Source organism: Sphingobium sp. EP60837 (assembly GCF_001658005.1).
GTDB lineage: Bacteria > Pseudomonadota > Alphaproteobacteria > Sphingomonadales > Sphingomonadaceae > Sphingobium > Sphingobium tyrosinilyticum.
Genome location: NZ_CP015986.1, coordinates 656,076 through 681,408, shown reverse-complemented (window position 1 = coordinate 681,408; position 25,333 = coordinate 656,076). Strand labels below are relative to the sequence as shown.

Annotated in this window: 27 protein-coding genes and 1 tRNA gene; 16 read left to right on the top strand and 12 right to left on the bottom strand. The window is 62.4% G+C overall.

Annotated elements, in window-relative coordinates:
• Positions 1-94 precede the first annotated feature (94 nt).
• Positions 95-1,531 (top strand): M48 family metalloprotease, encoded by a 1,437-nt coding sequence (locus tag EP837_RS03200; RefSeq protein WP_156518514.1) that lies wholly within the window; start codon positions 95-97, stop codon positions 1,529-1,531.
• A gap of 90 nt (positions 1,532-1,621) precedes the next feature.
• Here the strand turns inward: EP837_RS03200 and EP837_RS03195 are convergent, their stop codons facing one another.
• Both EP837_RS03195 and EP837_RS03190 read right to left on the bottom strand, forming a co-directional pair.
• Positions 1,622-1,783 carry a Flp family type IVb pilin gene (locus EP837_RS03195; RefSeq protein ID WP_066524400.1) on the bottom strand — a complete coding sequence of 54 codons (162 nt, stop codon included), beginning with the start codon at positions 1,781-1,783 and terminating at the stop codon, positions 1,622-1,624.
• A 133-nt stretch (positions 1,784-1,916) separates the two neighbouring features.
• Positions 1,917-2,102, bottom strand: a complete 186-nt coding sequence (locus EP837_RS03190) for a Flp family type IVb pilin (protein ID WP_066524397.1) — start codon at positions 2,100-2,102, stop codon at positions 1,917-1,919.
• A gap of 79 nt (positions 2,103-2,181) precedes the next feature.
• On the opposite strand from EP837_RS03190, the gene EP837_RS03185 reads away from it, so the two are divergent.
• On the top strand, positions 2,182-2,589 hold the full coding sequence (locus EP837_RS03185) for a (deoxy)nucleoside triphosphate pyrophosphohydrolase (RefSeq protein WP_066524393.1): 408 nt from the start codon (positions 2,182-2,184) through the stop codon (positions 2,587-2,589).
• Positions 2,590-2,634: 45 nt separating this feature from the next.
• On the opposite strand, the gene bfr is transcribed toward EP837_RS03185, so the two are convergent.
• The 3 genes from bfr to EP837_RS03170 form a co-directional block, all read right to left on the bottom strand.
• Complete coding sequence (gene bfr / locus EP837_RS03180; RefSeq protein ID WP_066524391.1) at positions 2,635-3,114, bottom strand: bacterioferritin; 480 nt, start codon at positions 3,112-3,114, stop codon at positions 2,635-2,637.
• A gap of 159 nt (positions 3,115-3,273) precedes the next feature.
• Positions 3,274-3,444: a (2Fe-2S)-binding protein gene (locus EP837_RS03175; RefSeq protein ID WP_066524390.1), complete on the bottom strand. Its 171-nt coding sequence runs from the start codon at positions 3,442-3,444 to the stop codon at positions 3,274-3,276.
• Positions 3,445-3,500: 56 nt separating this feature from the next.
• Positions 3,501-4,745, bottom strand: coding sequence for a DUF418 domain-containing protein (locus EP837_RS03170; protein ID WP_066524389.1), 1,245 nt, complete (start codon positions 4,743-4,745; stop codon positions 3,501-3,503).
• 60 nt (positions 4,746-4,805) lie between these two features.
• Between EP837_RS03170 and EP837_RS03165 the strand changes: the two genes are divergently transcribed.
• Positions 4,806-5,576: a methyltransferase domain-containing protein gene (locus EP837_RS03165; protein ID WP_066524387.1), complete on the top strand. Its 771-nt coding sequence runs from the start codon at positions 4,806-4,808 to the stop codon at positions 5,574-5,576.
• A 51-nt stretch (positions 5,577-5,627) separates the two neighbouring features.
• Here EP837_RS03165 and purL read toward each other — a convergent pair whose 3' ends face one another.
• A complete protein-coding gene (purL, locus tag EP837_RS03160; protein ID WP_066524385.1) occupies positions 5,628-7,805 on the bottom strand; it encodes a phosphoribosylformylglycinamidine synthase subunit PurL in 2,178 nt (725 codons plus the stop codon).
• 108 nt (positions 7,806-7,913) lie between these two features.
• Here purL and EP837_RS03155 point away from each other — a divergent pair, with 108 nt between their 5' ends.
• Positions 7,914-8,348: a DUF805 domain-containing protein gene (locus EP837_RS03155; protein ID WP_066524383.1), complete on the top strand. Its 435-nt coding sequence runs from the start codon at positions 7,914-7,916 to the stop codon at positions 8,346-8,348.
• 64 nt (positions 8,349-8,412) lie between these two features.
• Here the strand turns inward: EP837_RS03155 and EP837_RS03150 are convergent, their stop codons facing one another.
• Positions 8,413-8,796, bottom strand: coding sequence for a hypothetical protein (locus EP837_RS03150; protein WP_066524381.1), 384 nt, complete (start codon positions 8,794-8,796; stop codon positions 8,413-8,415).
• A gap of 170 nt (positions 8,797-8,966) precedes the next feature.
• Between EP837_RS03150 and EP837_RS03145 the strand changes: the two genes are divergently transcribed.
• The 5 genes from EP837_RS03145 (at position 8,967) to queA (ending at position 12,578) form a co-directional block, all read left to right on the top strand.
• A complete protein-coding gene (locus EP837_RS03145) occupies positions 8,967-9,227 on the top strand; it encodes an exodeoxyribonuclease VII small subunit (protein WP_066524378.1) in 261 nt (86 codons plus the stop codon).
• A gap of 11 nt (positions 9,228-9,238) precedes the next feature.
• On the top strand, positions 9,239-10,147 hold the full coding sequence (locus EP837_RS03140; RefSeq protein WP_066524376.1) for a polyprenyl synthetase family protein: 909 nt from the start codon (positions 9,239-9,241) through the stop codon (positions 10,145-10,147).
• Positions 10,148-10,150: 3 nt separating this feature from the next.
• Positions 10,151-10,660, top strand: coding sequence for a pantetheine-phosphate adenylyltransferase (coaD, locus tag EP837_RS03135; protein ID WP_066524374.1), 510 nt, complete (start codon positions 10,151-10,153; stop codon positions 10,658-10,660).
• A 96-nt stretch (positions 10,661-10,756) separates the two neighbouring features.
• On the top strand, positions 10,757-11,509 hold the full coding sequence (locus EP837_RS03130; RefSeq protein WP_066524372.1) for a peptidylprolyl isomerase: 753 nt from the start codon (positions 10,757-10,759) through the stop codon (positions 11,507-11,509).
• Positions 11,510-11,549: 40 nt separating this feature from the next.
• Entirely contained in the window at positions 11,550-12,578 is a 1,029-nt protein-coding gene (gene queA, locus EP837_RS03125; RefSeq protein ID WP_066524371.1) for a tRNA preQ1(34) S-adenosylmethionine ribosyltransferase-isomerase QueA, read from the top strand.
• Here the strand turns inward: queA and EP837_RS03120 are convergent.
• Positions 12,548-13,438: a LysR family transcriptional regulator gene (locus EP837_RS03120; RefSeq protein ID WP_066524369.1), complete on the bottom strand. Its 891-nt coding sequence runs from the start codon at positions 13,436-13,438 to the stop codon at positions 12,548-12,550. The genes queA and EP837_RS03120 overlap by 31 nt on opposite strands.
• 84 nt (positions 13,439-13,522) lie before the next feature.
• Here EP837_RS03120 and EP837_RS03115 point away from each other — a divergent pair, with 84 nt between their 5' ends.
• Complete coding sequence (locus EP837_RS03115; RefSeq protein WP_066528594.1) at positions 13,523-14,668, top strand: isovaleryl-CoA dehydrogenase; 1,146 nt, start codon at positions 13,523-13,525, stop codon at positions 14,666-14,668.
• Position 14,669: 1 nt separating this feature from the next.
• On the opposite strand, the gene EP837_RS03110 is transcribed toward EP837_RS03115, so the two are convergent.
• Positions 14,670-15,008, bottom strand: a complete 339-nt coding sequence (locus EP837_RS03110) for a DMT family protein (protein ID WP_066524367.1) — start codon at positions 15,006-15,008, stop codon at positions 14,670-14,672.
• Positions 15,009-15,071: 63 nt separating this feature from the next.
• Between EP837_RS03110 and EP837_RS03105 the strand changes: the two genes are divergently transcribed.
• Together EP837_RS03105 and EP837_RS03100 are read left to right on the top strand one after the other, a co-directional pair.
• Positions 15,072-16,673 carry a carboxyl transferase domain-containing protein gene (locus tag EP837_RS03105; protein ID WP_066528593.1) on the top strand — a complete coding sequence of 534 codons (1,602 nt, stop codon included), beginning with the start codon at positions 15,072-15,074 and terminating at the stop codon, positions 16,671-16,673.
• Positions 16,670-18,550, top strand: a complete 1,881-nt coding sequence (locus tag EP837_RS03100) for an acetyl/propionyl/methylcrotonyl-CoA carboxylase subunit alpha (protein WP_066524366.1) — start codon at positions 16,670-16,672, stop codon at positions 18,548-18,550. The genes EP837_RS03105 and EP837_RS03100 overlap by 4 nt, the downstream gene beginning before the upstream one ends.
• A gap of 54 nt (positions 18,551-18,604) precedes the next feature.
• Here the strand turns inward: EP837_RS03100 and EP837_RS03095 are convergent, their stop codons facing one another.
• A complete protein-coding gene (locus tag EP837_RS03095; RefSeq protein WP_066524365.1) occupies positions 18,605-19,537 on the bottom strand; it encodes a DUF2171 domain-containing protein in 933 nt (310 codons plus the stop codon).
• A 209-nt stretch (positions 19,538-19,746) separates the two neighbouring features.
• Here EP837_RS03095 and EP837_RS03090 point away from each other — a divergent pair.
• The 4 genes from EP837_RS03090 (at position 19,747) to EP837_RS03075 (ending at position 21,726) form a co-directional block, all read left to right on the top strand.
• A tRNA-Ala gene (locus EP837_RS03090) sits at positions 19,747-19,822 on the top strand.
• A 17-nt stretch (positions 19,823-19,839) separates the two neighbouring features.
• The gene (locus EP837_RS03085) at positions 19,840-20,661 is read left to right on the top strand and encodes an NUDIX hydrolase (RefSeq protein WP_156518374.1); all 822 of its coding nucleotides are present in this window, start codon (positions 19,840-19,842) and stop codon (positions 20,659-20,661) included.
• 3 nt (positions 20,662-20,664) lie between these two features.
• A complete protein-coding gene (locus tag EP837_RS03080; RefSeq protein WP_066524364.1) occupies positions 20,665-21,390 on the top strand; it encodes an extensin-like domain-containing protein in 726 nt (241 codons plus the stop codon).
• A 63-nt stretch (positions 21,391-21,453) separates the two neighbouring features.
• On the top strand, positions 21,454-21,726 hold the full coding sequence (locus EP837_RS03075; RefSeq protein WP_066528589.1) for a DUF4242 domain-containing protein: 273 nt from the start codon (positions 21,454-21,456) through the stop codon (positions 21,724-21,726).
• Here the strand turns inward: EP837_RS03075 and trpE are convergent, their stop codons facing one another.
• Together trpE and EP837_RS03065 are read right to left on the bottom strand one after the other, a co-directional pair.
• Positions 21,727-23,274, bottom strand: coding sequence for an anthranilate synthase component I (gene trpE / locus EP837_RS03070; RefSeq protein ID WP_225870570.1), 1,548 nt, complete (start codon positions 23,272-23,274; stop codon positions 21,727-21,729).
• Positions 23,258-25,210: a peptidylprolyl isomerase gene (locus EP837_RS03065; RefSeq protein ID WP_066524361.1), complete on the bottom strand. Its 1,953-nt coding sequence runs from the start codon at positions 25,208-25,210 to the stop codon at positions 23,258-23,260. Before EP837_RS03065 ends, trpE begins: the two co-directional genes overlap by 17 nt.
• Positions 25,211-25,333 lie beyond the last annotated feature (123 nt).

The following is a 25,333-nucleotide window of genomic DNA, read 5'->3' as shown; positions in this document are numbered from 1 at the left end:
TGCGCCTGCCAATCTCGTTACGTGCTGGTAACAGGCTGAGCATGTGGGAGGAGGCATGAACAAGGGAATTGCATGGATTTGCGGCGCGACGGGCATGGCCGCCGCTCTTGCCGCGCCGGCGGTGCTGGGTCAGCAGCGTGCGATCCGGACAGTCTCATCGATCAGCGCGCAGGACAAGGCGAGCGGAGCGAAACAGCATCCGCAACTGCTCAATGAATTTGGCGGGGCTTATGCCGGGCCTCAGGCGAAATATGTGGAGACGGTTGGCCGCCGCATTGCGGTGCAGTCCGGCCTCTCCAATGCGCAGAGCGACTTCACGGTCACTCTGCTGAACTCACCGGTCAATAACGCCTTCGCGATCCCGGGCGGCTATGTCTATGTGACGCGCCAGCTCATGGCGCTGATGAATGACGAGGCGGAACTGGCGGGCGTGCTGGGTCATGAAATAGGCCATGTGGCGGCCCAGCATGGACAGCGGCGGCAGCAGGCGGCGCAGCGCAACGCGATCGGCGGCACGCTGCTACAGGTGCTGACTGGCGCTTTGCTCGGCGATTCGTCTTTCGCGGGGCTGCTGCAGAAGGGAATCGGTACGGGCAGTCAGTTGCTGACGCTCAAATTCTCCCGTTCACAGGAATATGAGGCAGATGATCTCGGCATCCGCTACCTTGCGGCCGGCGGTTATGACCCGCGCGCTCTTTCGACCATGCTCGCGTCCCTCGCCGCTCAAAGCAGTCTAGATGCGCGCGTGACGGGCAATGCCCGTTCGGTGCCAGAGTGGGCGAGCACGCACCCTGACCCCGGGTCCCGCGTCGGCCGCGCCGCGCGTAATGCCGCAGGGCAGAGGGGGACTTCCGGCGCACGTAACAAGGAAGCGTTTCTGACGGCGCTGGATGGCGTGCTCTATGGCGACGACCCGCGACAGGGCGTCATCGAGGGAAGCCGTTTCCGTCATCCCGACCTGCGCCTGTCCTTCACCGCACCTTCCGGCTTCGGCATGGAAAATGCCGCTGACGCTGTGTCCGTGTCGGGATCAGGCGGGCAGGCACAGTTTGGCGGCGCCTCCTATTCAGGGGATTTATCTGCCTATATCAATTCCGTCTTTGCCAAGCTGGGCGGCAGCAACAGCCGCGTGCCCGAAGGGGAAGTGCGGCGCACTACTGTAAATGGCATCCCTGCAGCCTGGCGCACGATCCGGGCGAGTACCCAGTCGAGCCAAGTTGATGCGACAGTGTTCGCCTATGATTTCGGCGGCGGGAAGGCCTATCATTTTCTCCTGCTGACTGCGGCAGGGCAGGGCATCGGCCCCTTTTCCTCTATGGTGCAGTCCGTTCAGCGCCTCTCGCCGCAGGAAGCTGCCGCAATCAAGCCGCGGCGCATCAGCGTCGTCACCGTCAAGTCCGGCGACACCGTACAGTCACTCAGCCAGCGCATGGCCTATCCCAATTATCAGTTGGATCGCTTCCTCACACTCAATTCCCTGACTGCACAAAGCGTGCTGCGCCCCGGCCAGCGGGTGAAGATCATCATTTAGCGGACGGCGGCTGCCCTCGCTTGGGAGGAGATGCAAAAGAAAAGGCGGCGGAATTGCTTCCGCCGCCTTTCTTTCGCAATGACGTGGACCTTACTTCAGGTTGCCGCCGACATTGTTGAAGGTGTTGCCCAGCTTGCCGCCGAGGCTGGTCATCGCGCCGATGGCGGCGACGGCGATCAGAGCCGCGATCAGGCCGTATTCGATGGCCGTTGCACCCTTTTCGTTCTTCAGCATCTTACGCACGAACTGCATTTGAAGTCTCCTTGACGTATGTTCCCGATTACTACCCGGCCGCCCCGCTTCGAATTAGGTCAGCAATGGACGGTTTATGTGGGTTAGGTTGACAAAGATTTAATAGAGCACCGAAAGTGTCAGATATTGATGGTTAATGCGCGAGAACTTCCGTCGCGACATTGTTCCACATGCCGATCGTCTTGTTCGCGACGTTCGACAGCGCAGCGATCATGGCGAGGCAGATCAGCGCCAGGATCAGCCCATATTCAACTGCGGTAGCCCCCCGCTGACATTGCAGCAGTCCCAACCGGGATATGCTTTCGATCAACCCGCGCATGCCACCACCATTTGTTGCAGACAGCCCCGCTTGGCCTTGTAAAAGAGCCAGAGTTAACAAACCCCTTTGCTGGATCGATATGACGATAATTTCTCCGCTGCTGGTGGTCGCCGCTGCCCTGGTCGATGCCGATGGGCGCGTGCTGCTGCAGCAACGCCCGCCGGGAAAGGCGATGGCCGGGCTTTGGGAATTTCCCGGCGGCAAGGTGGAAACGGATGAAACGCCGGAATCCGCTTTGATTCGGGAACTGGAGGAAGAACTGGGCATCCGCACCCACGCCAGTTGCCTCGCGCCAGCGGCTTTCGCCAGCGAAGCGCTGGGCGATCGGCATTTGCTCCTGTTGCTCTACGTCTGTCGCAAATGGCAGGGCCTGCCCGAAGCGCGACACGCGACTGAGTTGAAATGGGTGAGGCCCAGCCAGATGTACGCGCTGGAAATGCCGCCAGCGGACCTGCCGCTGATCGGTTTGCTCGATTCGCTGATTTGATGGAAGGGGCGGGGCGCGGCCGGATGCGCTACCCCGCCCGGCTGATCAATCTTCGGCTGCCTTGCTCTGCAGCTGGATATAATTCTGGATGCCCATGCGTTCGATCATCTCGAACTGGGTTTCCAGCGTATCGACATGCTCCTCCTCGCTTTCGAGGATCGACTGGAACAGGTCGCGGCTCACATAGTCGCGTACCGTCTCGCAATGCGCGATGGCGTCCTTGAGGACCGGCAGCGCTTCATATTCCAGCTCAAGGTCTGCCTTCAGAACCTCTTCGACCGTCTCGCCGATTTTCAGCCGGCCGAGCAGCTGGAAATTGGGCAAGCCGTCCAGGAAAAGGATGCGCTCAGCCACCTTGTCGGCGTGCTTCATCTCATCGATGGATTCTTCATATTCGAACTTGGCCAACTTCTCGATGCCCCAATGATTGAGCATGCGATAGTGCAGGAAATATTGGTTGATCGCGGTCAGCTCATTCTTGAGGACCTCGTTCAGATAATCGATGACCTTGGAATCGCCCTTCATGGCGCATTGCTCCGGCTTATTGGAATGAAGCCGTAACTATAGCCTATTTCGTCGCTATGTTAATCCGAAAGCCTCGGAAATCCGCCATTTCTGCGGCTCGCTATTGCGTCGGCTTTGCGATTGGCGGGGTCATATGATTGCGGCTGATCCGCAATAGTGTCAGGCGGTAGCTCGCTCAGCGGCAATGATCGTGCGGGCGAAGGGAACGCATTGACCGCATTTGGGGCGACGGCCCAGCCGGGCGTAGGCGCTACAGGGCGTGTCGGCACCGCCGCGCACGGCTTCCTTCAGATCCTTTTCGCGAATGGCATTACAGACACAGACGACCATGAGGCTCTCCCTGGACTCGAGAAATAGCCTAGATGATAATGGGTCGCAATAGAATATCAGATGCTGTTGCGAATCTTTTGCGTTTTTCCTCGGGCGACGCTGCGCCACAGCCACTCCGCCGGCCCGACCGCGAATCGCGATAGCCAAGCGGTGGACCAGACCAGCATGGCCAGCCATGTGCAGATCACCAGCAGCGGCAGTTCGGCAGGGCGCAGTTGCGCGAAAAGCCCCAGACCCCACCCGTAAAAGACAGCGCACATGATTAGGCTGGTGCCCAAATAGTTGCTGAGCGCCAGCCGCCCTGTGCGCGCGATCGCCATCATTACGCGCCGTTCCTTATTCAGCGCCAGCACCCACAAGATGAGCGCAGCCCAACCGACGGCCAGCGGAATCCGGAAAGGAAAGGACCATGCGAGCGCCGTGCCCAGGGCGGGAAGCGCTGGAAAATCACGCAGCATAAGCCACGCAGCGAGCGCCGCCATCGGCGGCAAGCCGATCAGAAAACAGTGCCGGGCAGTGCGCCGATATTGTTCCGCATCCCACCGTCCCGCGAGGAACCCGCCCTTCAGCATGGCCATGCCCATCAGCATGAAGCCCAATGTGTCAAAAGCCGTGAACAGGAATGTCCACCACCATTCGCTGGCATAAAGATTTAGATGATGCGCGACGATCGCCCCGAAACCGCTGCGATAGGTCGCGATTTCCTGGTGGATGGCGGGATCGTCGGGATTGATGAAAGGGCCGGTGAATTGCGCGAAGCCTTCGCGGATGCTCTCTGCCGCACCCGGGGCAGCAGCGGCGTGGGCCCAGCCATAAAGGCTGACGATGAAGGCGGCGCAGATCAGAAAATGAGCGAGAAAGCACAGGAACGCCCATTTCAGCAGCGAGAGCGGCTCCTGCCGGATGAACATTAACGCGGCCAGCCCGACCACCGCATAGGTCATCAAAATGTCGCCCCACCAGAGCAGCAGATAATGAGCGAGGCCGAAGACGAACAACCAGGCCGCCCGTATGATCTGGGCGCGGCGGCCGCTGCGGCCCGCCATCTCCTCACGGTCGATCAGCAGCAGCATCGATGCGCCGAAAAGCATGGAAAACAGCGCGCGCATCTTGCCGTCGAAGAAGAGGAAGCTGACCAGCCAGAACAGCTTGTCGGCCCATGACAGTGGTCCTACCGCCGCCGGGTTAAAATAGGCGGTTTGCGGCAGGGCGAAGGCGGTGATGTTCATCCACAATATGCCCATCACCGCGCAGCCGCGCAGCACGTCCATGGCGGCAATACGGGACGAAGGAGCAGTCATGCAGCGGGCGTTCCTCAAAGATACTGGCAAAGCGGGCAGCGCTCTGTCATGCGACTAGCCATGAACAGCGGCCGCAAGCAACGGATAAGCGATGCCTTCGGCGCGGCGGCAAATCATTATGACGACCATGCCGGGCCGCAACGTGCGGCTGCGGCGCTGGTCGCCGACCTGGCCCAGCGGCAGAAATCCACAGGCGTGGAGCGCATTTTGGAGATCGGGTGCGGCACCGGTCTGTTGACGCGGCACATCCAGGCGCGATGGCCCGGCGCGGAACTGGTTGTCACAGACCTTTCACCCGACATGCTTGCGCGAACGGCGAAAGGCGCCTTCGTTGCGGGCACGTTTTTCACCATGGATGGCGAAGCGCCTCCCTTCGAGGGGGAGTGGTTCGACCTCATCCTCTCCAACCTCGCCTTTCAGTGGTTCGATAATCTGCCAGAGGCGCTGGAGCGGTTGACCCGGCTGCTGCGGCCGGGCGGAAGTCTGATCTTCTCGACCATGGGGGAAGGGAGCTTTGCGCGGTGGCGGCAGGCACATGAGGAATGCGGGCACGTGGCTGGAGTGCCGGTCTATCCTGACTTGGCAAAGCTTCGCACGATATTGGCGCGCTATGAAGATGCCTTCGCTTTTGACGAGGAATTTCTGCTTTCCAGCAGCAGCGCGCGGGGGCTGGTGCGGCACCTTAAGGGGATTGGTGCGGTGGTACCGAGTGAGGGAAGGCAGCCCCTCGCTCCGAAAGACTTGCGCCAAGTGATGGCGGCCTTCGACGAAGCGGGCGGCGACGACATTTACCAACTGCTCTTCGGCAGAATCACCCGGCCAGACGTTTGACGAATTCCGCCATGCCGAACCTGGTCCAGCATGACGGCGGCGTTGGTCCCCTTACAGTTCTGCGTCCATCAGAGCCGGGAAGAAGCCCTCATGCGCAGAGCGCAACGCATCGAGCGCCACGCCCGCCACCTTGTCACCGCCGGCCGTACCGATCCGCACAGCGCCGGGGATTTCGACGCCCTGTGCTGCCGCAACGACATAGCGGCCCTGGTCCTCGCCAAAGGCGCTCGCGGTCGTCAGTTGCACGCTCAGTTCGGCGCCGATGCTGCCGGCCAGCGCCATTTCCGTCACGGCGACCAGCAGACCGCCATCCGAAATGTCATGCACCGCATTGACCTTGCCGTCTGCGATCAGGGCCCGCACCGCTTCGGCATTGGCACGCTCCGCCGCGAGATCGACCTTCGGCGCGTCGCCCGCTTCCCGACCGGCGATCTCACGCAGCCAGATCGACTGGCCCAGATGTGAACCCTCGCCGCCAATGACCCAGATCGCGTCGCCTTCATTCTTGAAGGCCACGGTCGCCATCACGTCGATATTCTGGAGGAGGCCAATGCCACCGATCGCGGGGGTGGGCAGGATCGCCGATCCACCGCCAGTCGCCTTGGACTCATTGTAGAGGCTGACATTGCCCGACACGATCGGGAAGTCGAGCGCGCGGCAGGCGTCGCCCATGCCTTCAAGGCAGCCGGTGAACTGCGCCATGATTTCCGGCCGCTGCGGATTGGCGAAGTTCAGACAGTTGGTGACGGCGAGCGGGGTCGCGCCAACGGCGCTGATGTTGCGATAGCATTCCGCGATCGCCTGCTTGCCGCCTTCATAGGGGTCGGCATAGCAATAGCGGGGCGTACAGTCGGTGCTGATCGCAATGCCCTTTTGCGTGCCATGGACGCGAACGACGGCTGCGTCACCACCGGGGCGCTGCACCGTATCTGCGCCGACCATGTGGTCATATTGCTCCCAGATCCAGCGGCGTGAGGCGATGTCTGGCGAACCCATCAGCTTGATGAGATCCGCGCCAATGTCCGCGCTTTCGGCGATCTGGCCCAGCGGCTTGACGCCCGACCACGCCTTATATTCGTCCTTCGGCATCGCCGGACGGTCGTAGAGCGGCGCATCGTCGGCCAGCGGCGCGAGCGGGATGTCGCACACCGTCTCGCCCTTGTGAATCAGCACCATGCGGCCGGTATCCGTCACATGGCCGATCACCGCGAAGTCCAGTTCCCATTTATGGAAAATGGCTTCGGCAAAGGCTTCGCGGCCGGGCTTGAGCACCATGAGCATCCGCTCCTGGCTTTCCGACAGCATCATTTCATAGGCCGTCATGCCGGTTTCGCGCTGCGGCACGTCATCCATGTTGAGTTGGATGCCCACGCCGCCCTTCGATGCCATCTCCACCGAAGAGGAGGTAAGGCCCGCCGCGCCCATATCCTGGATGGCGACGATCGCGTCGGATGCCATGAGTTCAAGGCAGGCTTCGATCAGCAGCTTCTCGGTGAACGGATCGCCGACCTGCACGGTCGGGCGCTTGGCATCGGCATCATCGCCGAAGTCTGCGGAGGCCATGGTCGCGCCATGGATGCCATCCCGGCCGGTCTTCGACCCGACATAGACGATCGGATTGCCGATGCCCGACGCCGCGGAATAAAAGATCTTGTGGGTGTCCGCGACGCCCACGGTCATTGCGTTGACGAGAATATTGCCGTCATAGGCCGGGTGGAAATTTACCTCGCCGCCCACGGTCGGTACGCCCACGCAATTGCCGTAGCCGCCGATGCCATGCACCACGCCGCTGATGAGATGCTTCATCTTCGGATGATCAGGCCGTCCGAAACGCAGCGCGTTCATGTTCGCCACCGGACGCGCGCCCATGGTGAAGACGTCGCGCAGGATGCCGCCCACGCCCGTTGCCGCGCCCTGATAGGGTTCGATGTAGCTGGGGTGGTTGTGGCTCTCCATCTTGAAGATCGCCGCCTGCCCATCGCCGATATCGACGACGCCTGCATTTTCGCCGGGGCCGCAAATCACCTGTGGGCCCTCGGTGGGCAGCTTCTTCAGGTGAATGCGGCTGGATTTATAGGAGCAATGCTCCGACCACATGACCGAGAAGATGCCGAGTTCCGTCAGATTCGGCTCTCGGCCGAGGGCGTTCAGAACGCGGTCATATTCTTCCGGCGAAAGGCCATGTTCGGCGACGATTTCCGGGGTGATCTGGGTGGCTGCGGTCGACATGAGCGCGCCTTTAGCCGGGGCGCGGCGGATAGACAATCCTTGGCCAGCGCAAGTCGGGAAAACATGCTATTTATATGCGTTCAGCCCCCGGGCAGGGAGACGCAGACGATGGAATGGATGCTGTTGCCGCTGCGCCGCTACGCCCGCTTTTCCGGACGGTCGCGGCCGAAGGAATATTGGATGTTCATCCTGTTCCTGCTGCTCTGCTTTATTGCGATTGCCATCGTTGAAGGGCTGCTCGGCCTCAGCACCACCGAACATTGGGCGCGCCATGGCCCCTGGTGGTTCGACAGCGGCTACCGCACCCGCGGCGGGCCACTTACTGGGCTGTTTGGCCTGGCGATTCTCATCCCCTGGCTCGCAGTCGCAGTGCGCCGCTTGCACGACAGCGATCGCAGCGGCTTCTGGCTGCTCATCATCTTCTTTCCGCTGATCGGCAGCCTGGTCCTGCTGGTCTTCTTCATCATGAGCGGGACGCGCGGTCCCAATCGCTTCGGGCCCGATCCGGTAGAGGCTGGCGAGCCTGAATTCGCTCGCTCCTGATACATATAAAAGGGCCGGGCGCTCCAGGGGGAGGCCCGGCCCGCGAAGGGAAAAGGCGGAGGGCTCAGGCCTTGCAGCTAAGCGCGCTCTTGCCGGGCAGGGTCGCGGTGATCTGCTTGCCGCCGCCCTCGACGGAGTAGCCGCCGTCGGCAGTGAAGGGCTTCCCCGGCTCTGCTGCGACCAGCTTCGTGGGCGATCCATTCTTTTCAGTGCGCAGGTTGGCCGTTTTGTCGTCGCTCATGAAATCGACGAAAATGAGGCTGTTGTCCTTGCAGCGATATTGATGGCTTTCCTTCACCGAAGGCGGCAGTTCGATCGGCGCTGCATTTGCGAGCTTTTCGGCCATCGGGTCGGCGGGGCCGCCCACGACTTCGGGTTCGTCATTATTGTTGCACGCGGAAAGGAGGCTGAGAGCCATGGCGGAAATCAGGGGGAGATAATATTTCATAGCGGTCCTTCTATGTGCACTTGGCGGTGCAAGCGTCAACGCAAAACTGCCGAAATTCCGCCAGCCTCTTGACGTCTTTCATGGCGTTTTCGTGACGCAAGGGGAAGGAATCATGCCCGTTTCACGGTGCGGACTTGACCAGGCTTGCAGGCCCCGCCAATGCAGGACACATGGCCGAGGACAGCAAGACTGAGCAGGGCGATTTGTCCCAATTGTCGTTTGAGGATGCGCTGCGCGCACTCGAGTCGATCGTTCGCAGGCTGGAAAGCGGCGATGTTCCGCTCGATGAATCCATCTCGCTCTATGCGCAGGGTGAGGAATTGCGGAAGCGCTGTCTTGAACGGCTGCAGGCGGCGGAGGCCCGCATTCAGAAGCTGACGATCGATCCCGCCGGCGCTGTGACTGGCGCACAGCCGTTCGGCGCCGATTGAGCGCGGCGGTCATGGAGGGCGTCGCCTCCGGCAAGGCGCTGATAGCTGCCCGCGCGGCTGCGGTTGCCGCCGATGTGGATCATGCCTTCGATCTGCTGCTGTCCGTCCCTGCCGATCCGCGCGCGCGCCTTTATGAGGCGATGCGCCATGCCGCGATAGGCGGTGGCAAACGACTGCGGCCGTTGCTCGTCCAGGCGGCTGGCGACCTGTTCAATATCTCCCGCGAATCCGTGCTGCGAGTTGGGCTCGCGGTGGAATGCATCCATGTCTATTCGCTGGTGCACGACGATCTGCCTGCAATGGATGATGACGATCTGCGCCGTGGCAAGCCGACGATCCACAAGGCGTTTGACGAGGCGACCGCCATCCTTGCTGGCGACTGTTTGCACGACCTCGCCTTCGAAGTGCTGGCTGACGAGGAAACGCACCCCGATCCCTTCGTCCGGGTTGAGTTGGTGAAGGCGCTTGCCCTGTCAAGCGGCCCGGCTGGCATGGCGGGCGGGCAGATGATGGATCTGGTGGCGGAAAATGCGAGTTTCGACCTTGCCACGGTCACACGGCTTCAACAGCTCAAGACTGGGGCCCTCATCGGCTTTTGCGTCGATGCCGCCGCCATCATGGCGCGCATCCCGCCCGAGGCGCGTGTCAGTCTGCACGGCTATGCGCGCGACATCGGCCTGGCTTTTCAGATCGCGGACGATTTGCTCGATGTGGAAGGTGATGCCGACATCGCGGGCAAGGCGCTGGGCAAGGATGCGGCGGCGGGCAAGGAAACCTTCGTCTCTCTGCTTGGTATCGAACGCGCGCGCGAGCAGGCGCGGATGCTTGTCGACCAGGCCAAGGCGCATCTTCATGGGTTCGGCGGGGAGGCCGATCTGCTGCGGGCGATCGCAGACTATATCGTGGAAAGGGACCGGTAAGGCATGAGCAGGCAGAGGGTGGGGGTCTATCCCGGCACGTTCGACCCGATCACTTTGGGGCACATGGACATCATCCGCCGCGGCGCGAAGTTGGTCGATAAGCTGGTGATCGGGGTCACCACCAACATCGCTAAGTCGCCCATGTTCTCTGACGAGGAACGGCTGGAGATGGTTCGCCGCGAATGTGCCGATATCGACGCGGATATCGTCGTGACCGGCTTTAACTCGCTTCTGATGGACTTTGCCGAATCGCAGGGCGCCAAGGTCGTAATCCGCGGCATCCGGGGCGTCACCGACTTTGAATATGAATATCAGCTCACCGGCATGAATCGGCAAATCAATCATCGGGTAGAAACCGCGTTCCTGATGGCCGACGTTTCGCTGCAGCCGATCGCCTCGCGCCTGGTGAAGGAAATCGCCCTTTATGGCGGGCCGATCGACAAGTTCGTCAGCCCCCGCGTGCGGGATGAGGTGGTTGCCCGGGTCGCATTGATCGGCCAGAAGGGCGGCTAGTTAAGGCCGCTCAGCCTTCGTTCAGTTGCCAATCGCGAAGAGCGCGCTATCAGGGCAGCTTCGCCACCAGGCTTAGATATCAGGGAAAGCTTATCCATGCGCTTCAGTTCGGCGTTCAAGACCGTGGCGATCACTGTCGCTCTCTATGCGTCCGGCGGCGTGGCGCTTGCCCAGGGCGGCGGTGGCGGCAAGGCCGAAGAGATGAAGAAGGAAGAGGCTGCCGCCCGCGCCGAACAGAATGCAAAAACATTGGGGCAGGACCCGGCGACTAAGCTGCCGCCTGCGACCGTGCCGGTCGATCCGCAGAATGTGTGGGACCTTGATCTGTCGAGCGGTGGCCGCGTGCGTATTCAGTTGCGCCCGGACATCGCGCCCAACCATGTCGAACGCATCAAGCAACTGACGCGGCAGGGCTTTTACAACGGTCTGAAATTCCATCGCGTGATCCCTGGCTTCATGGCGCAGGGCGGTGATCCGAAGGGTGATGGCACTGGCGGTTCCACGCTCCCTGATCTGCAGGCTGAATTCAATCCCATGCCGCATCTGCGCGGCACTGTTTCGATGGCGCGCGCTCAGGATGAAAACAGCGCGAACAGCCAATTCTTCATCGTCTTGCTGCCCCGCATGCAGCTGGACAAAAAATATACGGTTTTCGGCCGCGTGATCGAAGGCATGCAATATGTCGATGCGATCACGCCGGGTGAGCCGCCCGCCAATCCATCGACGATCCTGCAGGCGTCGATTGAAAGTGACGGCAAGGCACCCGTGACGGCGCTGCCTCCCCCACCTCCGCCTTCGATCGTAGCGCCTGCCCCTGCGCCCAAGAAGACGGTGGGGAAGAAGAAGTAAGGCCGAGCCGCACTGCTCGTCACCGCAGGACGGCGCCCATATGCGCGTAGATCTATTTGACTTTGATCTTCCGCCGGAGAGCATCGCGCTCCGGCCCGCATCCCCTCGCGATTCCGCCCGGTTGCTGCTCGTTTCGGGCGACGCGCCGTTTGAGGATCATAGCGTTCGCGATCTCCCGGCTCTGCTGTGCGCAGGGGACGTTCTGGTCTTCAACGATACCAAGGTCATTCCCGCCCAGCTTGAGGGCAGGCGGGGCGAGGCCAAGATTGGCGCAACGCTCCACAAGCGCCTCGGCTTGCGCCAGTGGCAGGCCTTCTTGCGCAACGCCAAGCGTGTGCGGGACGGCGACCAGATCGACTTCGGCGAGGGCGTTACGGCGCTCGCCGGGCCGCGTGACGAGGATGGCGGCGTCACGCTTAGCTTCGAAGGCGAGGAGCCGGTGGAACTGCTCCTGGAAAGGGCAGGCCGCATGCCCTTGCCTCCCTATATCGCCAGCAAGCGGCCGACGGACGCGCGGGACCGCAGCGACTATCAGACCATGTTCGCCAGGGAAGACGGGGCCGTAGCGGCCCCCACGGCGGCGCTGCACTTCACTCCGGAGTTGATGGCTGCACTGAACGCGGCAGGCGTCGCTTCGGAAACACTGACGCTCCACGTCGGCGCGGGCACTTTCCTGCCGGTCAAGGCAGACGATACTGACGATCACCGCATGCATGCCGAGTGGGGACGCATCGACCAGGCGGCGGCGGAACGGTTGAATGCGGCCCGGCAGAAGGGCGGTCGCCTGATCGCGGTGGGCACAACCAGCCTGCGCCTATTGGAAAGCGCCTGTAGCGAGGATGGCGTCATTCGGCCCTTCGCGGACGAAACCCGTATCTTCATCACGCCCGGCTATCGCTTCCGCGCGATCGACGGACTCATGACCAACTTCCATCTGCCGCGTTCCACCCTGTTCATGCTTGTGAGCGCGTTGATGGGGCGTGATCGGATGCAAGCGGCCTATGCCCACGCCATCGCGACCGGCTATCGCTTCTATTCCTATGGCGACTCTTCGCTTCTAATCCCTTGAGCGTGAGCCTCCCGCAGCGCCTGCGCGATAGCTGATATTATCGCCGCAGCCTCTCCGCTCATATTCTCGGCGCGTGCCCCGTACAGAAGGCCGATGCTACGCCGCAGCTCAAAATCCTTCAGCCTGGCGCGCGCCATGCCGGGCCACCGATAGGACATGGGCATCACCGTTACGCCCAAACCGGCCGCTACCATCTGCATCACTCGTTCGTCATTGGTGGATCGGAAGGCGAAGTGCGGCCGTACGCCGCATGCGACGAAGTGGCGGCTGGTCGCGGACAGCGCCTCGCAATGTCTCCGCACGATCATCGGATCCGACGCCAGTTCTTCCGCCGCGATCTCGTCCCGGCCTGCCAGCCGATGCGTAGCCGACAGAGCGACGCCATAGCCGTCATCAATGATCGCTTCGCTCTTGTCCCCCCGCACCAGCGTCAGCGCAACATCAATCCGTCCGCTGTCGAGGCGCGCGAGCAGCTCCCGCTCATTGCCCGGCAGCAATTCGACCATGATGCCCGTATCCAGCCCCGTCAGGACCATCGCTCGCGCGATAACATCCCCCGCTATGCTGTTGAGAACGCCGATGCGCAGCGGAGCGCCGCCCGGCTCCTTAGCTACAGCTTGTTCCGCGAGGTTGAACTCGCGCTCGATCCGCCGCGCATGGTTCATCAGCCGCGTGCCTGCCGCCGTCAGTTCCACCCGCTGATTGTTGCGCATGAACAGGGCGGCGCCCGTCATCTGCTCCAGCTTCGCAATGCCGGTGGACAAGGTCGGTTGCGACACATGGCAATGGGCGGCAGCGCGCGAGAAATTGCCCTGGTCGATAACGGCCAGAAAATAGCGAAGCAGATAGCGCTCGATCATAGATGGAAACTATACACTTATCCTGTCCGTTTCAATTTTTCCTGAGGGTTCATCGACGATAGGATAGGGGCAGAGAGGATGGCGATGACCGACTTCGATTTCGCGCTGGGCGACGATGCCGACATGATCCGGGAAGCAACGGCCCGTTTCGCGAGCAACCGCATCGCGCCGCTGGCCAGCGAGATTGATGCCAAGGATTGGTTTCCGCGCGACCTTTGGCCTGAAATGGGCGCTCTTGGACTGCATGGCGTCACGGTCGATCAGGAAGATGGCGGTCTCGGCCTCGGCTATCTGGAACATGTGGTCGCGCAGGAGGAAGTGGCGCGGGCATCCGCCTCCATAGGTCTTAGCTATGGCGCGCACTCCAACCTCTGCATCAATCAGATCCGGCGTTGGGCGTCCGCCGAACAAAAGGCCCGCTACCTGCCCCGGCTGATTTCCGGCGAGCATGTGGGCGCGCTTGCCATGTCCGAGGCCGGAGCAGGATCGGACGTCCTTTCCATGAAGCTGCGCGCCGACCGCAAGGGCGATCGTTATGCGCTGAATGGTACAAAATTCTGGATTACCAACGCGCCCGAGGCCGACACGCTGGTCGTCTATGCGCGCACGGACGAAGGGCCTCGCGGCGTCACGGCCTTCCTGATCGAGAAGGGGTTCAAGGGTTTCTCCATCGGGCAGAAGATCGACAAGGTCGGCATGCGCGGTTCACCCACTGCGGAACTGGTCTTCGATGACTGCGAAGTGCCCGCCGAAAATATCATGGGCTCGCTCAATGGCGGCGTAGCCATCCTTATGTCCGGCCTCGATTATGAGCGGGCTGTGCTGTCCGGCATCCAACTCGGCATCATGCAGGCATGCCTCGACGTCGTGCTTCCTTATGTCCGCGAGCGTCAGCAGTTTGGCAAGCCGATCGGCGCCTTTCAGTTGATGCAGGCCAAGGTTGCGGACATGTATGTCGCGCTGAATTCCGCGCGCGCCTATGTCTATGCCGTCGCCCGCGCTTGCGACCGGGGCAAGACGACCCGTTTCGACGCGGCGGGCGCGATATTGCTGGCCAGCGAAAATGCGGTGAAGGTGGCGTTGGAGGCCGTCCAGGCGCTAGGCGGCGCGGGCTATACGAAGGACTGGCCGGTCGAACGCTTCATGCGCGACGCCAAGCTGCTCGACATCGGGGCGGGAACCAATGAGATTCGCCGGATGCTGATCGGGCGCGAGTTGATCGGAGCATGAATCAGGTGCGGCCGATGAACAGGAACCCGACCGCGGCCATGATGCAGAGGAAGGCGGCGAGATGGCGCCAGTGGAGTGGTTCTCCCAGCACCGTCACCATGAAGCCTCCGAAAACGATCAAGGCAATCGCCTCTTGCGCGATCTTCAGCTGTCCTGCGCTCCAGCCGCTGGCAAAGCCGACGCGATTGGCGGGTACGGCAAAGCAATATTCGACGAAGGCGATGCCCCAGCTGATGAGGATGACCAACAGGATGGGTTTTTCCATCCCGCCCTTCAGGTGCCAATACCAGGCAACGGTCATGAACAGGTTGGAAATGACGAGGAGCAGAATGGTGGGCATGAACGGCCTCAAGGATATGCTGGTCCTGCGCTCTCGCACTGCCGGGCCATGGAGCGCAAGCCTGTGAGCGCACCCGTTATCGACAGCCAGCTATCGATCGAAAGCGACAGCTTCCGCGCCAATGATGCGCATAACCGCGCGCTGGTTTCTGAACTGCGCGACCGGGTCGCCCACGCAGCGCTCGGCGGATCGCAGGCGGCGCGAGACAGGCACATGGCACGCGGCAAACTGCTGCCAAGGGATCGGGTAGAAAGGCTGCTGGACCCCGGCAGCCCGTTTCTGGAACTGGGGCAACTGGCCGCCAATGGCCTTTATCATGACGAAGTGCCCGGCGCCGGGTTGATCACAGGCATAGGCCGCGTATCCGGCAGGCAGGCGATGATCGTCTGCAATGACGCCACCGTGAAGGGCGGGACCTATTACCCGCTCACCGTGAAAAAGCATTTACGGGCGCAGGAGGTCGCGCTCGAAAACCGTTTGCCCTGCATCTATCTGGTGGACAGCGGCGGTGCGAACCTGCCCAATCAGGCGGAGGTCTTCCCCGACCGCGAGCATTTCGGCCGCATTTTCTACAACCAGGCGCAAATGTCGGCGCGCGGGATCGCCCAGATCGCCTGCGTCATGGGCAGTTGCACCGCAGGCGGCGCCTATGTTCCGGCCATGTCGGACGAAACCGTGATCGTGCGCGATCAGGGAACGATCTTCCTCGCTGGCCCGCCGCTGGTGCAAGCTGCGACAGGGGAGGTGATCAGCGCCGAGGATCTGGGCGGCGCGGAGGTGCATGGCCGCCGCTCCGGCGTGGTGGATCATGTCGCCGAAAGCGATGCGCACGCGCTCACCATCGTACGCGATATTCTCTCGACGCTTGCGCCCGCCGCAGGAAGCGGCGTCAACCTGCGCGAGCCCAAGCCGCCCAAATATGATGCCGGGCAGCTCTATGGCGTCATCCCGCAGGATGTGCGCGCGCCCTATGATGTGCGGGAAGTCATTGCCCGCATCGTGGATGGTAGCGAATTTCATGAATTCAAGGCGCTTTATGGCGCCACCCTGGTCTGCGGCTTCGCCCATATCTGGGGCATGCCGGTGGCCATCCTCGCGAATAATGGCGTGCTGTTCAGCGAAAGCGCACTGAAGGGGGCTCATTTCATCGAACTAGCCTGCCAACGCCGCATTCCGCTGCTGTTCCTGCAGAATATCTCCGGCTTCATGGTCGGCGGCAAATATGAAGCGGAAGGGATCGCCAAGCATGGCGCAAAGCTGGTCACCGCCGTTGCGACCGCCAGTGTCCCCAAGATCACGCTGCTGATCGGCGGCAGTTTCGGAGCGGGCAATTACGGCATGTGCGGCCGCGCCTATGGCCCCCGTTTCCTGTTCAGCTGGCCCAACAGCCGCATATCGGTGATGGGCGGGGAGCAGGCGGCGAGCGTGCTGGCGACCGTTCACCGGGACGCCGCGAAATGGACGGCGGAAGAGGCCGAGGCGTTCAAGGCGCCGATCCGCCGAAAATATGAGGATGAAGGCAACCCCTATTATGCCACCGCACGATTATGGGACGACGGCGTGATCGATCTGGCACAAACACGCGATGTGCTGGGGCTGGCCTTCGCCGCCGCTCTCAATGCGCCGGTTGAGGAGGCGCCCCGCTTCGGGCTGTTCCGCATGTGATCGGGTCGCTGCTCATCGCCAATCGCGGGGAGATCGCCTGCCGCATCATCCGTACCGCCCGGCGGCTGGGGATCAGGACGGTGGCAGTCTATTCCGACGCCGATGCCAAGGCGCTGCATGTGCGCGAAGCCGATGAGGCTGTTCATATCGGTCCTTCGCCGCCATCGGAATCCTACCTCGTAGGCGACCGGATCATCGCCGCCGCCCAGGCTTCGGGCGCAGACGCAATTCACCCGGGATACGGCTTCCTTTCGGAAAATGCGGCGTTCGCGCAGGCGGTCATCGATGCGAGGCTGATATGGGTCGGGCCGAACCCTGCCAGCATCGCCGCCATGGGGATGAAGGACGCGGCCAAGCGGCTGATGGCGGATGCCGGGGTGCCGGTAACGCCCGGCTATCTCGGCGATGATCAAGATCCCGACAGGTTGAAAGCTGAAGCCGACGCGATCGGCTATCCCGTGTTGATTAAGGCCGTGGCGGGCGGTGGCGGCAAGGGCATGCGGCGTGTGGACAAGGCCGCCGACTTCGCCGAGGCGCTGCGGTCCTGCCGCCGCGAGGCGCAGTCCGCCTTTGGAGACGACCGGGTGCTGATTGAGAAATATGTCCTGTCGCCCCGCCATATCGAAGTGCAGCTGTTCGGCGATAGCCATGGCAACATCGTCCATCTGTTCGAGCGCGATTGTTCGCTGCAACGCCGACACCAGAAAGTGATCGAAGAGGCGCCAGCGCGTGGCATGGATCCTGCTACGCGCGAAGCGATCTGCGCTGCGGCCGTCCGCGCTGCGCGGGCGGTGGCCTATGTCGGGGCGGGCACGGTCGAGTTCATCGCCGATGCGAGTCAGGGCCTCCGTGCGGACCGCATCTGGTTCATGGAGATGAACACGCGGCTGCAGGTCGAGCATCCGGTTACGGAAGAGATCACCGGCGTCGATCTGGTCGAATGGCAGTTGCGCGTGGCCAGCGGTGAGGCGTTGCCGCGGAAGCAGGAGGAGCTTGCAATCAATGGCCATGCGATAGAGGCGCGGCTTTATGCAGAGGATCCGGCCAATAATTTCCTCCCCAGTACCGGCAAGCTCGAGATTTTCTCGCTGAAGGCTGAGGACGGCGATCGGGTTGAGCAAGCAGTTGCGCAAGACGACGCCGTCAGCCCCTTTTACGACCCCATGATCGCAAAGCTGATCTGCCATGCCGCCGATCGGGATGAAGCCATCAACCGGCTGCGTGCGCTTTGCGCGTCGGTGGAGACATGGCCGGTCAAGACCAATGCCGGATTTCTTGCGCGCTTGCTGAATGAGGATTTCCGTCGTGGTTCAGCAGATACCGGCTACATCGCCCAGCATATTGAGCGGCTTGCGGCCAAGCCCCCGTTGCAAAAATTGGGTGAGCTGGCCGGGATGCTTGCCGCGCCGTGGCTCGATTTAGTCCCTCCAGCGTTGCGCGGCGTCAGGCTGAATGGCCCGCATCAGACCCGAATGGCACTGACTGTCGATGGCCAGACCGACAGCGCAAATCTCGATATGGAGGGCGTTCCGAATGAGCATGCTGCGCATGGCAGACGGCTGAGCGACGGCCGAATCCTGGTCCAGCAGGAGGGCGAAACTTATGTCTTAGCTTTGGCTGACACCCGTGCTGCTCAGGGCAGCGCTGCTTCCGACGGTGTTATCCGTTCGCCCATGCCCGGGCGGGTCACAGTCGTGAATGTCGAAAAGGGCGCGCTTGTCGCAAAGGGGCAGAAACTCGTCGCAGTGGAGGCCATGAAAATGGAGCATGGCCTGACCGCACCTTTTGACGGTGTCGTGGCCGAACTTGCCACCGCGGAAGGGCAGCAGGTGGCAGAGGGCGCCCTGCTGCTGCGGATAGAGCCGAGAGGTGGCTGAAAAGGAAGGGGCCCGGCAGTGCCGAGCCCCTTTTGATGTGGTTGCCAACTCAGATCACCGATCGCGATTATAATCCCGCGACCTGTTGGCTGCGGACTCATTGCCGGAACCCCATCCGCCGCTTTCGCGTCCCTGGCCGAACAAGGCATTTTGCTCGCTTTCGGTCCGCCAGGCGGCATGGGCTTCGTCAGCGGTCTTTTCCAGCGTCACCCGCTGTTCATCGACCGATTTGATCCACGAAGACGGCACGGAATGATGAACGCCGCCAGCATCCTGGTCGGTTTTCGTAAGGATGATGCGGTCGCCGCTCAGGCGATCGACCGTTCCGATATGCTCACCGTCGCTGCCGACGACTTCCATATGGTCGTGCACCTGCTGCACCGCCTGGCGCTGTTCGGTGCGACGACTGCGCCAGCTGCCGAACTCGCTGTTGAACCGATCGCGATGCTCGCGTTGATATTCGGCATAGTCCCGATCCAGTTCATTAATCCGCTCCTGGCGCCACGCATAATAGTTGGCGTCATGATGCGCCCCATAATCATGGGTCGGCCCATAAGAGCGGATGCGGTTGCCATGGTCTTCGCTGCCAAAGCCGCTGCGTTCGCCGGTGAAGGGGGCATAGCCCCGGTTCGGGAGATATTGGTTGCTGCGTGATGCCGACGCGAAGCCGATCCGGCTGCTCTCATCGCGCGGGTCGCCATAGGGACGGTTATAATATTCGTCATATTCGCGCCTGCGCTCGGCTTCCTCATCACCGAACCAGCTGCGGATTTCATCTCCCGCTCTATCGAAGAAGCCGCGTTCCTCCGGATCATAGGCTTCTGGCGCGCGCCGCGCCTCCGGCCCGCCGAATTGACCACGCGTCCCGTAGCGATAGCTGCGGTCGTCCCGCCAGTCGCGCTGCCCGCGATAGCGATCCGTCCCGCGATCCCAATCGCCCCGGATCCTGTCATAGTCTCCGTAACGACGTCCACCTTGATAGCCCATCGTCTGTCTCCTTGACTGCTGTTGCTACGGCCTGTGGCCGTTGCATCACCAATGAGCATTGAGGGTGTTCGTTCCGGACGTTACGTGCTGGTAACATCCGTGCTTTGCACCGGCCCGGCGACAGGCCCACGCGGCCCCGAGACAGACAATTTTCGCGCAAAAAGACCGTTGCAAGGGCATCGGCGCTCGCTTATAGGCAGCGCTCCTCCGGGGCCGTAGCTCAGCTGGGAGAGCGCGTCGTTCGCAATGACGAGGTCAGGGGTTCGATCCCCCTCGGCTCCACCACTCCCTCCATCATGGGAGTGATCCGGAAAGACTTTACCGCCACTATCCTCGCCGCTTATGGCGGCTTCATGGCGACCCCCAGCATTGAAAGCCGTTCCGCTGCAACAGCCGTCATCGTTCGTGACATGGCGGACGGACCAGCGCAGATCCTGATGATGGAGCGCGCCGGAACCATGGCGTTCGCGGCGGGAGCGTTGGTCTTCCCCGGCGGCGCGATCGATCAGGCGGACCGCGATCTGGCGGAGGCGATGAGCGGGACGGGCCCGCTTGAGGAGACGGCGGCGCGTATCGCCGCGATCCGCGAGACGCTGGAGGAAAGCGGTCTTGCGATCGGTTTCTCGACGCCGCTTGACCCCGCACAGGCGTACGAGATGCGGGACGCGCTGCTACGGGGCGTCAGCCTTTCGGCGATCCTCCAATCGCATCGGCTGGACCTCGCGCTGGATCAGTTGATGCCGTTCAGCCGCTGGCATCCGGGGGGCGCGGAAATGGCTATGCGAGTCTATGACACGCGCTTCTATCTGGTCCGCGCGCCGGAAGGGCAGGATGCCAGCGTCGATGCGACCGAAAATGTCCGGCTGTTCTGGAAGAGCGCGCAGGACACGATCGACCTGTGCGATGCGGGTGGCGGCCGGATCATCTTCCCGACCCGGCGCAATCTCGAACGTCTTGCTTTGTTCGACAGCTTCGACGCTATGTCGGCGCATGCGGCCTCTTTCCCTGTGGAGAAGGTCTGCCCTTGGGTGGAGGAGCGGGGCGGGGAGTGTCATCTCTGCATCCCTGACCATCTTGGCTATCCCATAACATCGGAACCGATGGACCGCGTACAGCGTGGTTAGGCCATGCGCCGGATCCACCTCATCCTACGCAGGCTTGTGCTGCTTGCCGCTTTCCTGATCCTTGCGCTGATCGGCTATGGTTATGTGCGACAGGGGTCGCAGCACCTTCCGTGGACCGACCTCGACCTGGCCCAGCCCGTCGGCCTTTTCACCGGGCGAAAGCTCGCCGCCCTGACCCATGAGCCGGACCGCTGCCGCGCTTTGCTGAAGCGTGCGGGCATAGCCTATACGCCGGTCGAACCCGGTGGCAGCGGCCAATGCCGTTACAGCGATGCGGTCCGGCTGAAGTCCCAAGAAGGCAGCGCGCGCTTATCTCCCGCCGTGGTCGCGCCGTCCTGTCCGGTGGTCGCCGCGCTCAAACTATGGGAATGGCATGTGGTGCAGCCCGCCGCGCAGCAGACCTTCGGGCAGGCGGTGAGGTCCATCAACCATTTCGGCGCCTACAGTTGCCGGCGGTTATATGGCCGTCCGCAGGGTGACTTCAGCGAACATGCGACGGCCGATGCGATCGACATTAGCGGCTTTACCCTCGCAGATGGCCGACGGATCAGTGTTGCAGCGGACTGGAGCGGTGGGGGCAAGGATGCCGATTTCCTCCGGCGCGTCCGCAAAGGTGCCTGCCAATTTTTCGCAACCGTCCTCTCGCCGGACTATAACGCCGCGCATCGCGATCATTTTCATCTGGATCAGGCGGAACGGGGCGCTTTCGGCTGGCGGGGATGCCGCTGATCCTGCTGTGGACTCACGGCCCGCCGAGGCATAGATTCTGCGCCTTCACGCATGGAGGTGGTTATGCCGCAATTCGTGATCGAGAGGGAAATGCCCGGCGCGGGAAGGCTGCGAAGCGATGAACTGAGAAACGCGTCGCAAGGCTCCTGCAATGTCCTGCGCGAGCTTGGGCCGGAGATCCAGTGGGTGCACAGCTATGTCACCGACGACAAGATATACTGCGTTTATCGAGCCCCAAGCGAAGAGCTGATCCGCCAGCATGCGGAACTGGCGGGCCTCCCTGCCAACAGTATCGCGCGCATACGTGCGACGATTGATCCGACGACGGCCGAGTAGCTATTGGCCGAAGCGGGCCTGCCGGGCGAGATAAACGGCTTCCCTTGCCGCAGCGAGGAGCGCGCCGCTCTTCGCCTCGCATTCGCGCTGCTCATATTCGGGCGTTGAGTCAGCGACGATGCCGGCCCCGGCCTGCACATGCATGACGCCATCCTTCAGCACGGCGGTGCGCAGAACGATGCAGCTGTCCATATTCCCGTCAGGCCCGAAATAGCCCACGCCGCCCGCATAGGCTCCGCGCGTTTCCGGCTCCAGTTCGGCGATGATCTCGCAAGCGCGCACCTTGGGCGCTCCTGACACGGTGCCTGCAGGGAAGCCCGCAAACAGGGCGTCCAGCGCATCCTTGTCCGGCGACAGCCTGCCGACCACATTCGACACGATGTGCATGACATGGCTGTAGAATTCGACGGTGTAGCTGTCGGTGACCGTGACCGTCCCGGCGCTGGCCACGCGGCCGACATCGTTGCGGCCAAGGTCCAGCAGCATCAGATGTTCGGCACGTTCCTTCGGATCGGCCAGCAGGCTTTCCCGATTGGCCGCGTCCTCGACCGCCGTCTTGCCGCGCGGACGGGTGCCCGCGATCGGCCGGATTGTGACTTCGCCATCGCGCGCCCGGACCAATATTTCCGGACTTGATCCGATCAGTGCAAAGCCGGGCAGGTCCAGATAATAGAGGAAGGGCGAGGGGTTGATCCGCCGCAGCGCGCGATAAAGCGCGATCGGGGGCAGGGTGAAGGGGCTAGTGAAACGCTGCGCCAGCACCACCTGGAATATGTCGCCCGCGACGATATAGTCCTTGGCTCGCTCGACCATGCTCTTATATCGGCCCGGCTCCAGCACGGGCGTCACCTCGACATCAGCGATCTCCGGCGGAGGCGGCTCGGACGGCAGGGGTGCTGCAAGGCGCGCCGCCGTAGCATCGATGCGGTCGAGAGCCTGGTCGATCGCGGCGTCGGCATTGCTGAAGCTCCCCTTCCACACCGGCGCGACCAGGTAGAGCGCGTCGGCCAGCCGATCGAAAACCAGTATGACGGTCGGTCGCACGAACAGCATGTCGGGCAGTTCAAGCGGATTGGGGACGGGGCGGGGGAGCTTTTCCACCAGGCCCACGGTCTCATAACCGAAATAGCCCACAAGGCAGGCGAGCGCCGCAGGAAGCGCAGGGTCAAACTCCGCGCGGCATTCGGCGACCAGCGCGCGCAAGGCTTCAAGCGCGCCCACGGCTTCCGGGACGAACGCATCGCGATCGTTTGCCCAATTGCGGTTGATCTCGGCGGACTGCCCTTGCGCGCGGAAAACCAGATCGGGAGCGAGACCGATCAGGCTGTAGCGGCCGCGCACCGCGCCCCCTTCCACCGATTCCAGCAGGAAGTCGCCGCGATCGGGTTCGAACAGTTTGAGCGCGGCGGAGATGGGCGTGTCAGTGTCCGCAATCTGACGCCGCCACACCAGGGCGGACTTGCCAGTGGTCAGTGCAGCGCGCGCGGCCGCTATGCCGTCATTGCCTGCCGGGCCCACGCCGATCGCCATCTTATTGCGCGCCGCCATTGGTGCTGGCGAGCGCCCGTTGGACGTCTGCCACCGCTGACGGATTGCGCGTCACGCCAAGTTGCTTTTCCACGGCGCGTTCGAACTGCTGGGCGTATTCCTGGCCGACGACATCGCTGAGCTGGCTGCGGACCTGATTGAGCAACGCTGTCTGCCCGCCCGCATCACCATGTTTGATGCCGTTCAACTGCACGACGAAATAGCCACGATCCTGTCCGATCGGCAGCGTCTTCACGCTGTTCGCGGCCATGGAGAAGAGGATGGCGACTTCGGCAGGGGGACGCTGTCCTTCGCGCATGATGTCGGCGCGGCGGCCACCAACGGTCTGCGGCGCGGGCAAGGCAACGCCCGCTTGCGAGACAGCGTCGGCTAGCTTCATGCCCTTGGCGACTTTCGCCCGGATCTGTTCCGCCAGCGCCTTCGCCTTCGCACTGCCCTGCGTCAGCTTATATTGGGCAACGACAAGGGGCTTCACCTTTTCCAGCGGCGGCGGGGCTGCCGCGCGAATTTCGGCAGGTGCGGCCAGTGCATAACGCTGGTCGGGCTTGATCGGAATAAGCTGGGCATCATCGTCCTGGCTCATCTGGAAAACCGGCGCCAGCAGCGGGACCACATCGGCGGAGGGCTGATAGGCCTGATCCTCGACCTGCTTGCTGTTCGCCAGCAGGAAGGGCGTGGTTTCCAACTTCAGGCCATTATCCTTGACCACTTCTTCAAAGCTGCCGCCGTCCGCGATTTGGTCTTCGACCTTGCCGGTGAATTCGCTCAGCAGACGCTTCTGTTTCTGGCTGCGCAGCGTGGCGGCGATTTCATCGCGGACAGCTGACAGGGCACGCGCCGGGATGGTCTTCACCGACGAGACACGCAGGATGACCCATCCGAGCGACCCGCGGATCGGACCGGCCAACTCGCCTTGCTTGGCGGCGAAACCGGCATTGGCGACGGCAGCCGAAGAGGAAGCGGCCAGGCTCTCGCGGCTTTGGTCGGTCAGCGTCGATGCTTCAAGACCTGCGCCCTGCGCGGCGGCGGCGAGCGACTTGCCACCCTTCACCTCAGCAGCGATCGCCTTGGCGGCCGCTTCGGTGGGCAGAATCAGTTGTTCGAAGCTGCGGCTTTCCTTCGCGGCATAGCTGGCCTTGTTCTGATTATAGGCAGCGGCGATTTCAGCTTCGGTCGGCTGAGCAGCCTGGGTGAAGCGTTCACCATCGATGACCGCGTAACGGATGCGCCGCTGTTCGGGGATCGTGAAACGCGCCGCATTCTCGCGATAGTAGCCAGCAAGCTGAGCGTCGCTGGGATCTTTGATGTCCTTGAACGCCATGGCCGGGATGGCGGCGATCGTGCCTTGACGCGCCTCAAGCAGAAGCGAGGCGTAAGGCAGGATGATGCTGTCGGAGAGCTTCACGCCCAAGCCCAAGGGCGCAAGCATCTGCCGCTCGAGAATCTCTCGCGTGATATCCTCGCGCAATGCTTGTTCGGTGATGCGTTCGCGGAGCAGCAATTGGCGGAAATTTTCCTGGCTGAAATTGCCGGCTGCGTCCTGGAAGGCGGGGATTTGCGCGATCTGCGCATCGACCAGGCGCTTGGAAATGTGGACGTCCTGATCCTTGGCATATTCCTTCAGCGTCATCGCAGCGACCAACTGATCGTAGATCTGGCTAGCAGCGCCCTGTGCCAGAAACTCGCTGATCTGGAGGCCGGGGGTGCCGCGGCGGGCATTTTCGAAGACGCGCTGCACCCGTTCCTGGAACTGCGTCAGCGTCAGGCGCGTGCCGCCGGCCTTGGCCACGGTTTCGCCGCCGCCGCCGAGCGATGAACCGAACTTCCCGCTGCTGATGTCGCCCATGATGAAGGCCGCCGCGATGACGCCGAGGAAAAGGAGCGCGAAAAGCGCGCCGAATTTCGAATGGATGAAGCGGCGGAAGTTGGAAAGCATGAAGGAAGTCCAGAATAGGAAGACTTTACGGTGGCCCGCTTTAGGGGCGGATCGTCGCGGCGGCAAGTCCGGCATGGCTGGACAAATGGACTGCTCTTGTTCATCCGCCTCGGCGGGTCGGCT

Bases quoted from the DNA above. Each gene is read 5' to 3' on its own strand.
- EP837_RS03200 (WP_156518514.1), top strand. From the start codon at position 95: ATGGCCGCCGCTCTTGCCGCGCCGGCGGTGCTGGGTCAGCAGCGTGCG.
- EP837_RS03195 (WP_066524400.1), bottom strand. From the start codon at position 1,783: ATGCAGTTCGTGCGTAAGATGCTGAAGAACGAAAAGGGTGCAACGGCC.
- EP837_RS03190 (WP_066524397.1), bottom strand. From the start codon at position 2,102: ATGCGCGGGTTGATCGAAAGCATATCCCGGTTGGGACTGCTGCAATGT.
- EP837_RS03185 (WP_066524393.1), top strand. From the start codon at position 2,182: ATGACGATAATTTCTCCGCTGCTGGTGGTCGCCGCTGCCCTGGTCGAT.
- bfr (WP_066524391.1), bottom strand. From the start codon at position 3,114: ATGAAGGGCGATTCCAAGGTCATCGATTATCTGAACGAGGTCCTCAAG.
- EP837_RS03175 (WP_066524390.1), bottom strand. From the start codon at position 3,444: ATGGTCGTCTGTGTCTGTAATGCCATTCGCGAAAAGGATCTGAAGGAA.
- EP837_RS03170 (WP_066524389.1), bottom strand. From the start codon at position 4,745: ATGACTGCTCCTTCGTCCCGTATTGCCGCCATGGACGTGCTGCGCGGC.
- EP837_RS03165 (WP_066524387.1), top strand. From the start codon at position 4,806: ATGAACAGCGGCCGCAAGCAACGGATAAGCGATGCCTTCGGCGCGGCG.
- purL (WP_066524385.1), bottom strand. From the start codon at position 7,805: ATGTCGACCGCAGCCACCCAGATCACCCCGGAAATCGTCGCCGAACAT.
- EP837_RS03155 (WP_066524383.1), top strand. From the start codon at position 7,914: ATGGAATGGATGCTGTTGCCGCTGCGCCGCTACGCCCGCTTTTCCGGA.
- EP837_RS03150 (WP_066524381.1), bottom strand. From the start codon at position 8,796: ATGAAATATTATCTCCCCCTGATTTCCGCCATGGCTCTCAGCCTCCTT.
- EP837_RS03145 (WP_066524378.1), top strand. From the start codon at position 8,967: ATGGCCGAGGACAGCAAGACTGAGCAGGGCGATTTGTCCCAATTGTCG.
- EP837_RS03140 (WP_066524376.1), top strand. From the start codon at position 9,239: ATGGAGGGCGTCGCCTCCGGCAAGGCGCTGATAGCTGCCCGCGCGGCT.
- coaD (WP_066524374.1), top strand. From the start codon at position 10,151: ATGAGCAGGCAGAGGGTGGGGGTCTATCCCGGCACGTTCGACCCGATC.
- EP837_RS03130 (WP_066524372.1), top strand. From the start codon at position 10,757: ATGCGCTTCAGTTCGGCGTTCAAGACCGTGGCGATCACTGTCGCTCTC.
- queA (WP_066524371.1), top strand. From the start codon at position 11,550: ATGCGCGTAGATCTATTTGACTTTGATCTTCCGCCGGAGAGCATCGCG.
- EP837_RS03120 (WP_066524369.1), bottom strand. From the start codon at position 13,438: ATGATCGAGCGCTATCTGCTTCGCTATTTTCTGGCCGTTATCGACCAG.
- EP837_RS03115 (WP_066528594.1), top strand. From the start codon at position 13,523: ATGACCGACTTCGATTTCGCGCTGGGCGACGATGCCGACATGATCCGG.
- EP837_RS03110 (WP_066524367.1), bottom strand. From the start codon at position 15,008: ATGCCCACCATTCTGCTCCTCGTCATTTCCAACCTGTTCATGACCGTT.
- EP837_RS03095 (WP_066524365.1), bottom strand. From the start codon at position 19,537: ATGGGCTATCAAGGTGGACGTCGTTACGGAGACTATGACAGGATCCGG.
- EP837_RS03080 (WP_066524364.1), top strand. From the start codon at position 20,665: ATGCGCCGGATCCACCTCATCCTACGCAGGCTTGTGCTGCTTGCCGCT.
- EP837_RS03075 (WP_066528589.1), top strand. From the start codon at position 21,454: ATGCCGCAATTCGTGATCGAGAGGGAAATGCCCGGCGCGGGAAGGCTG.
- trpE (WP_225870570.1), bottom strand. From the start codon at position 23,274: ATGGCGGCGCGCAATAAGATGGCGATCGGCGTGGGCCCGGCAGGCAAT.
- EP837_RS03065 (WP_066524361.1), bottom strand. From the start codon at position 25,210: ATGCTTTCCAACTTCCGCCGCTTCATCCATTCGAAATTCGGCGCGCTT.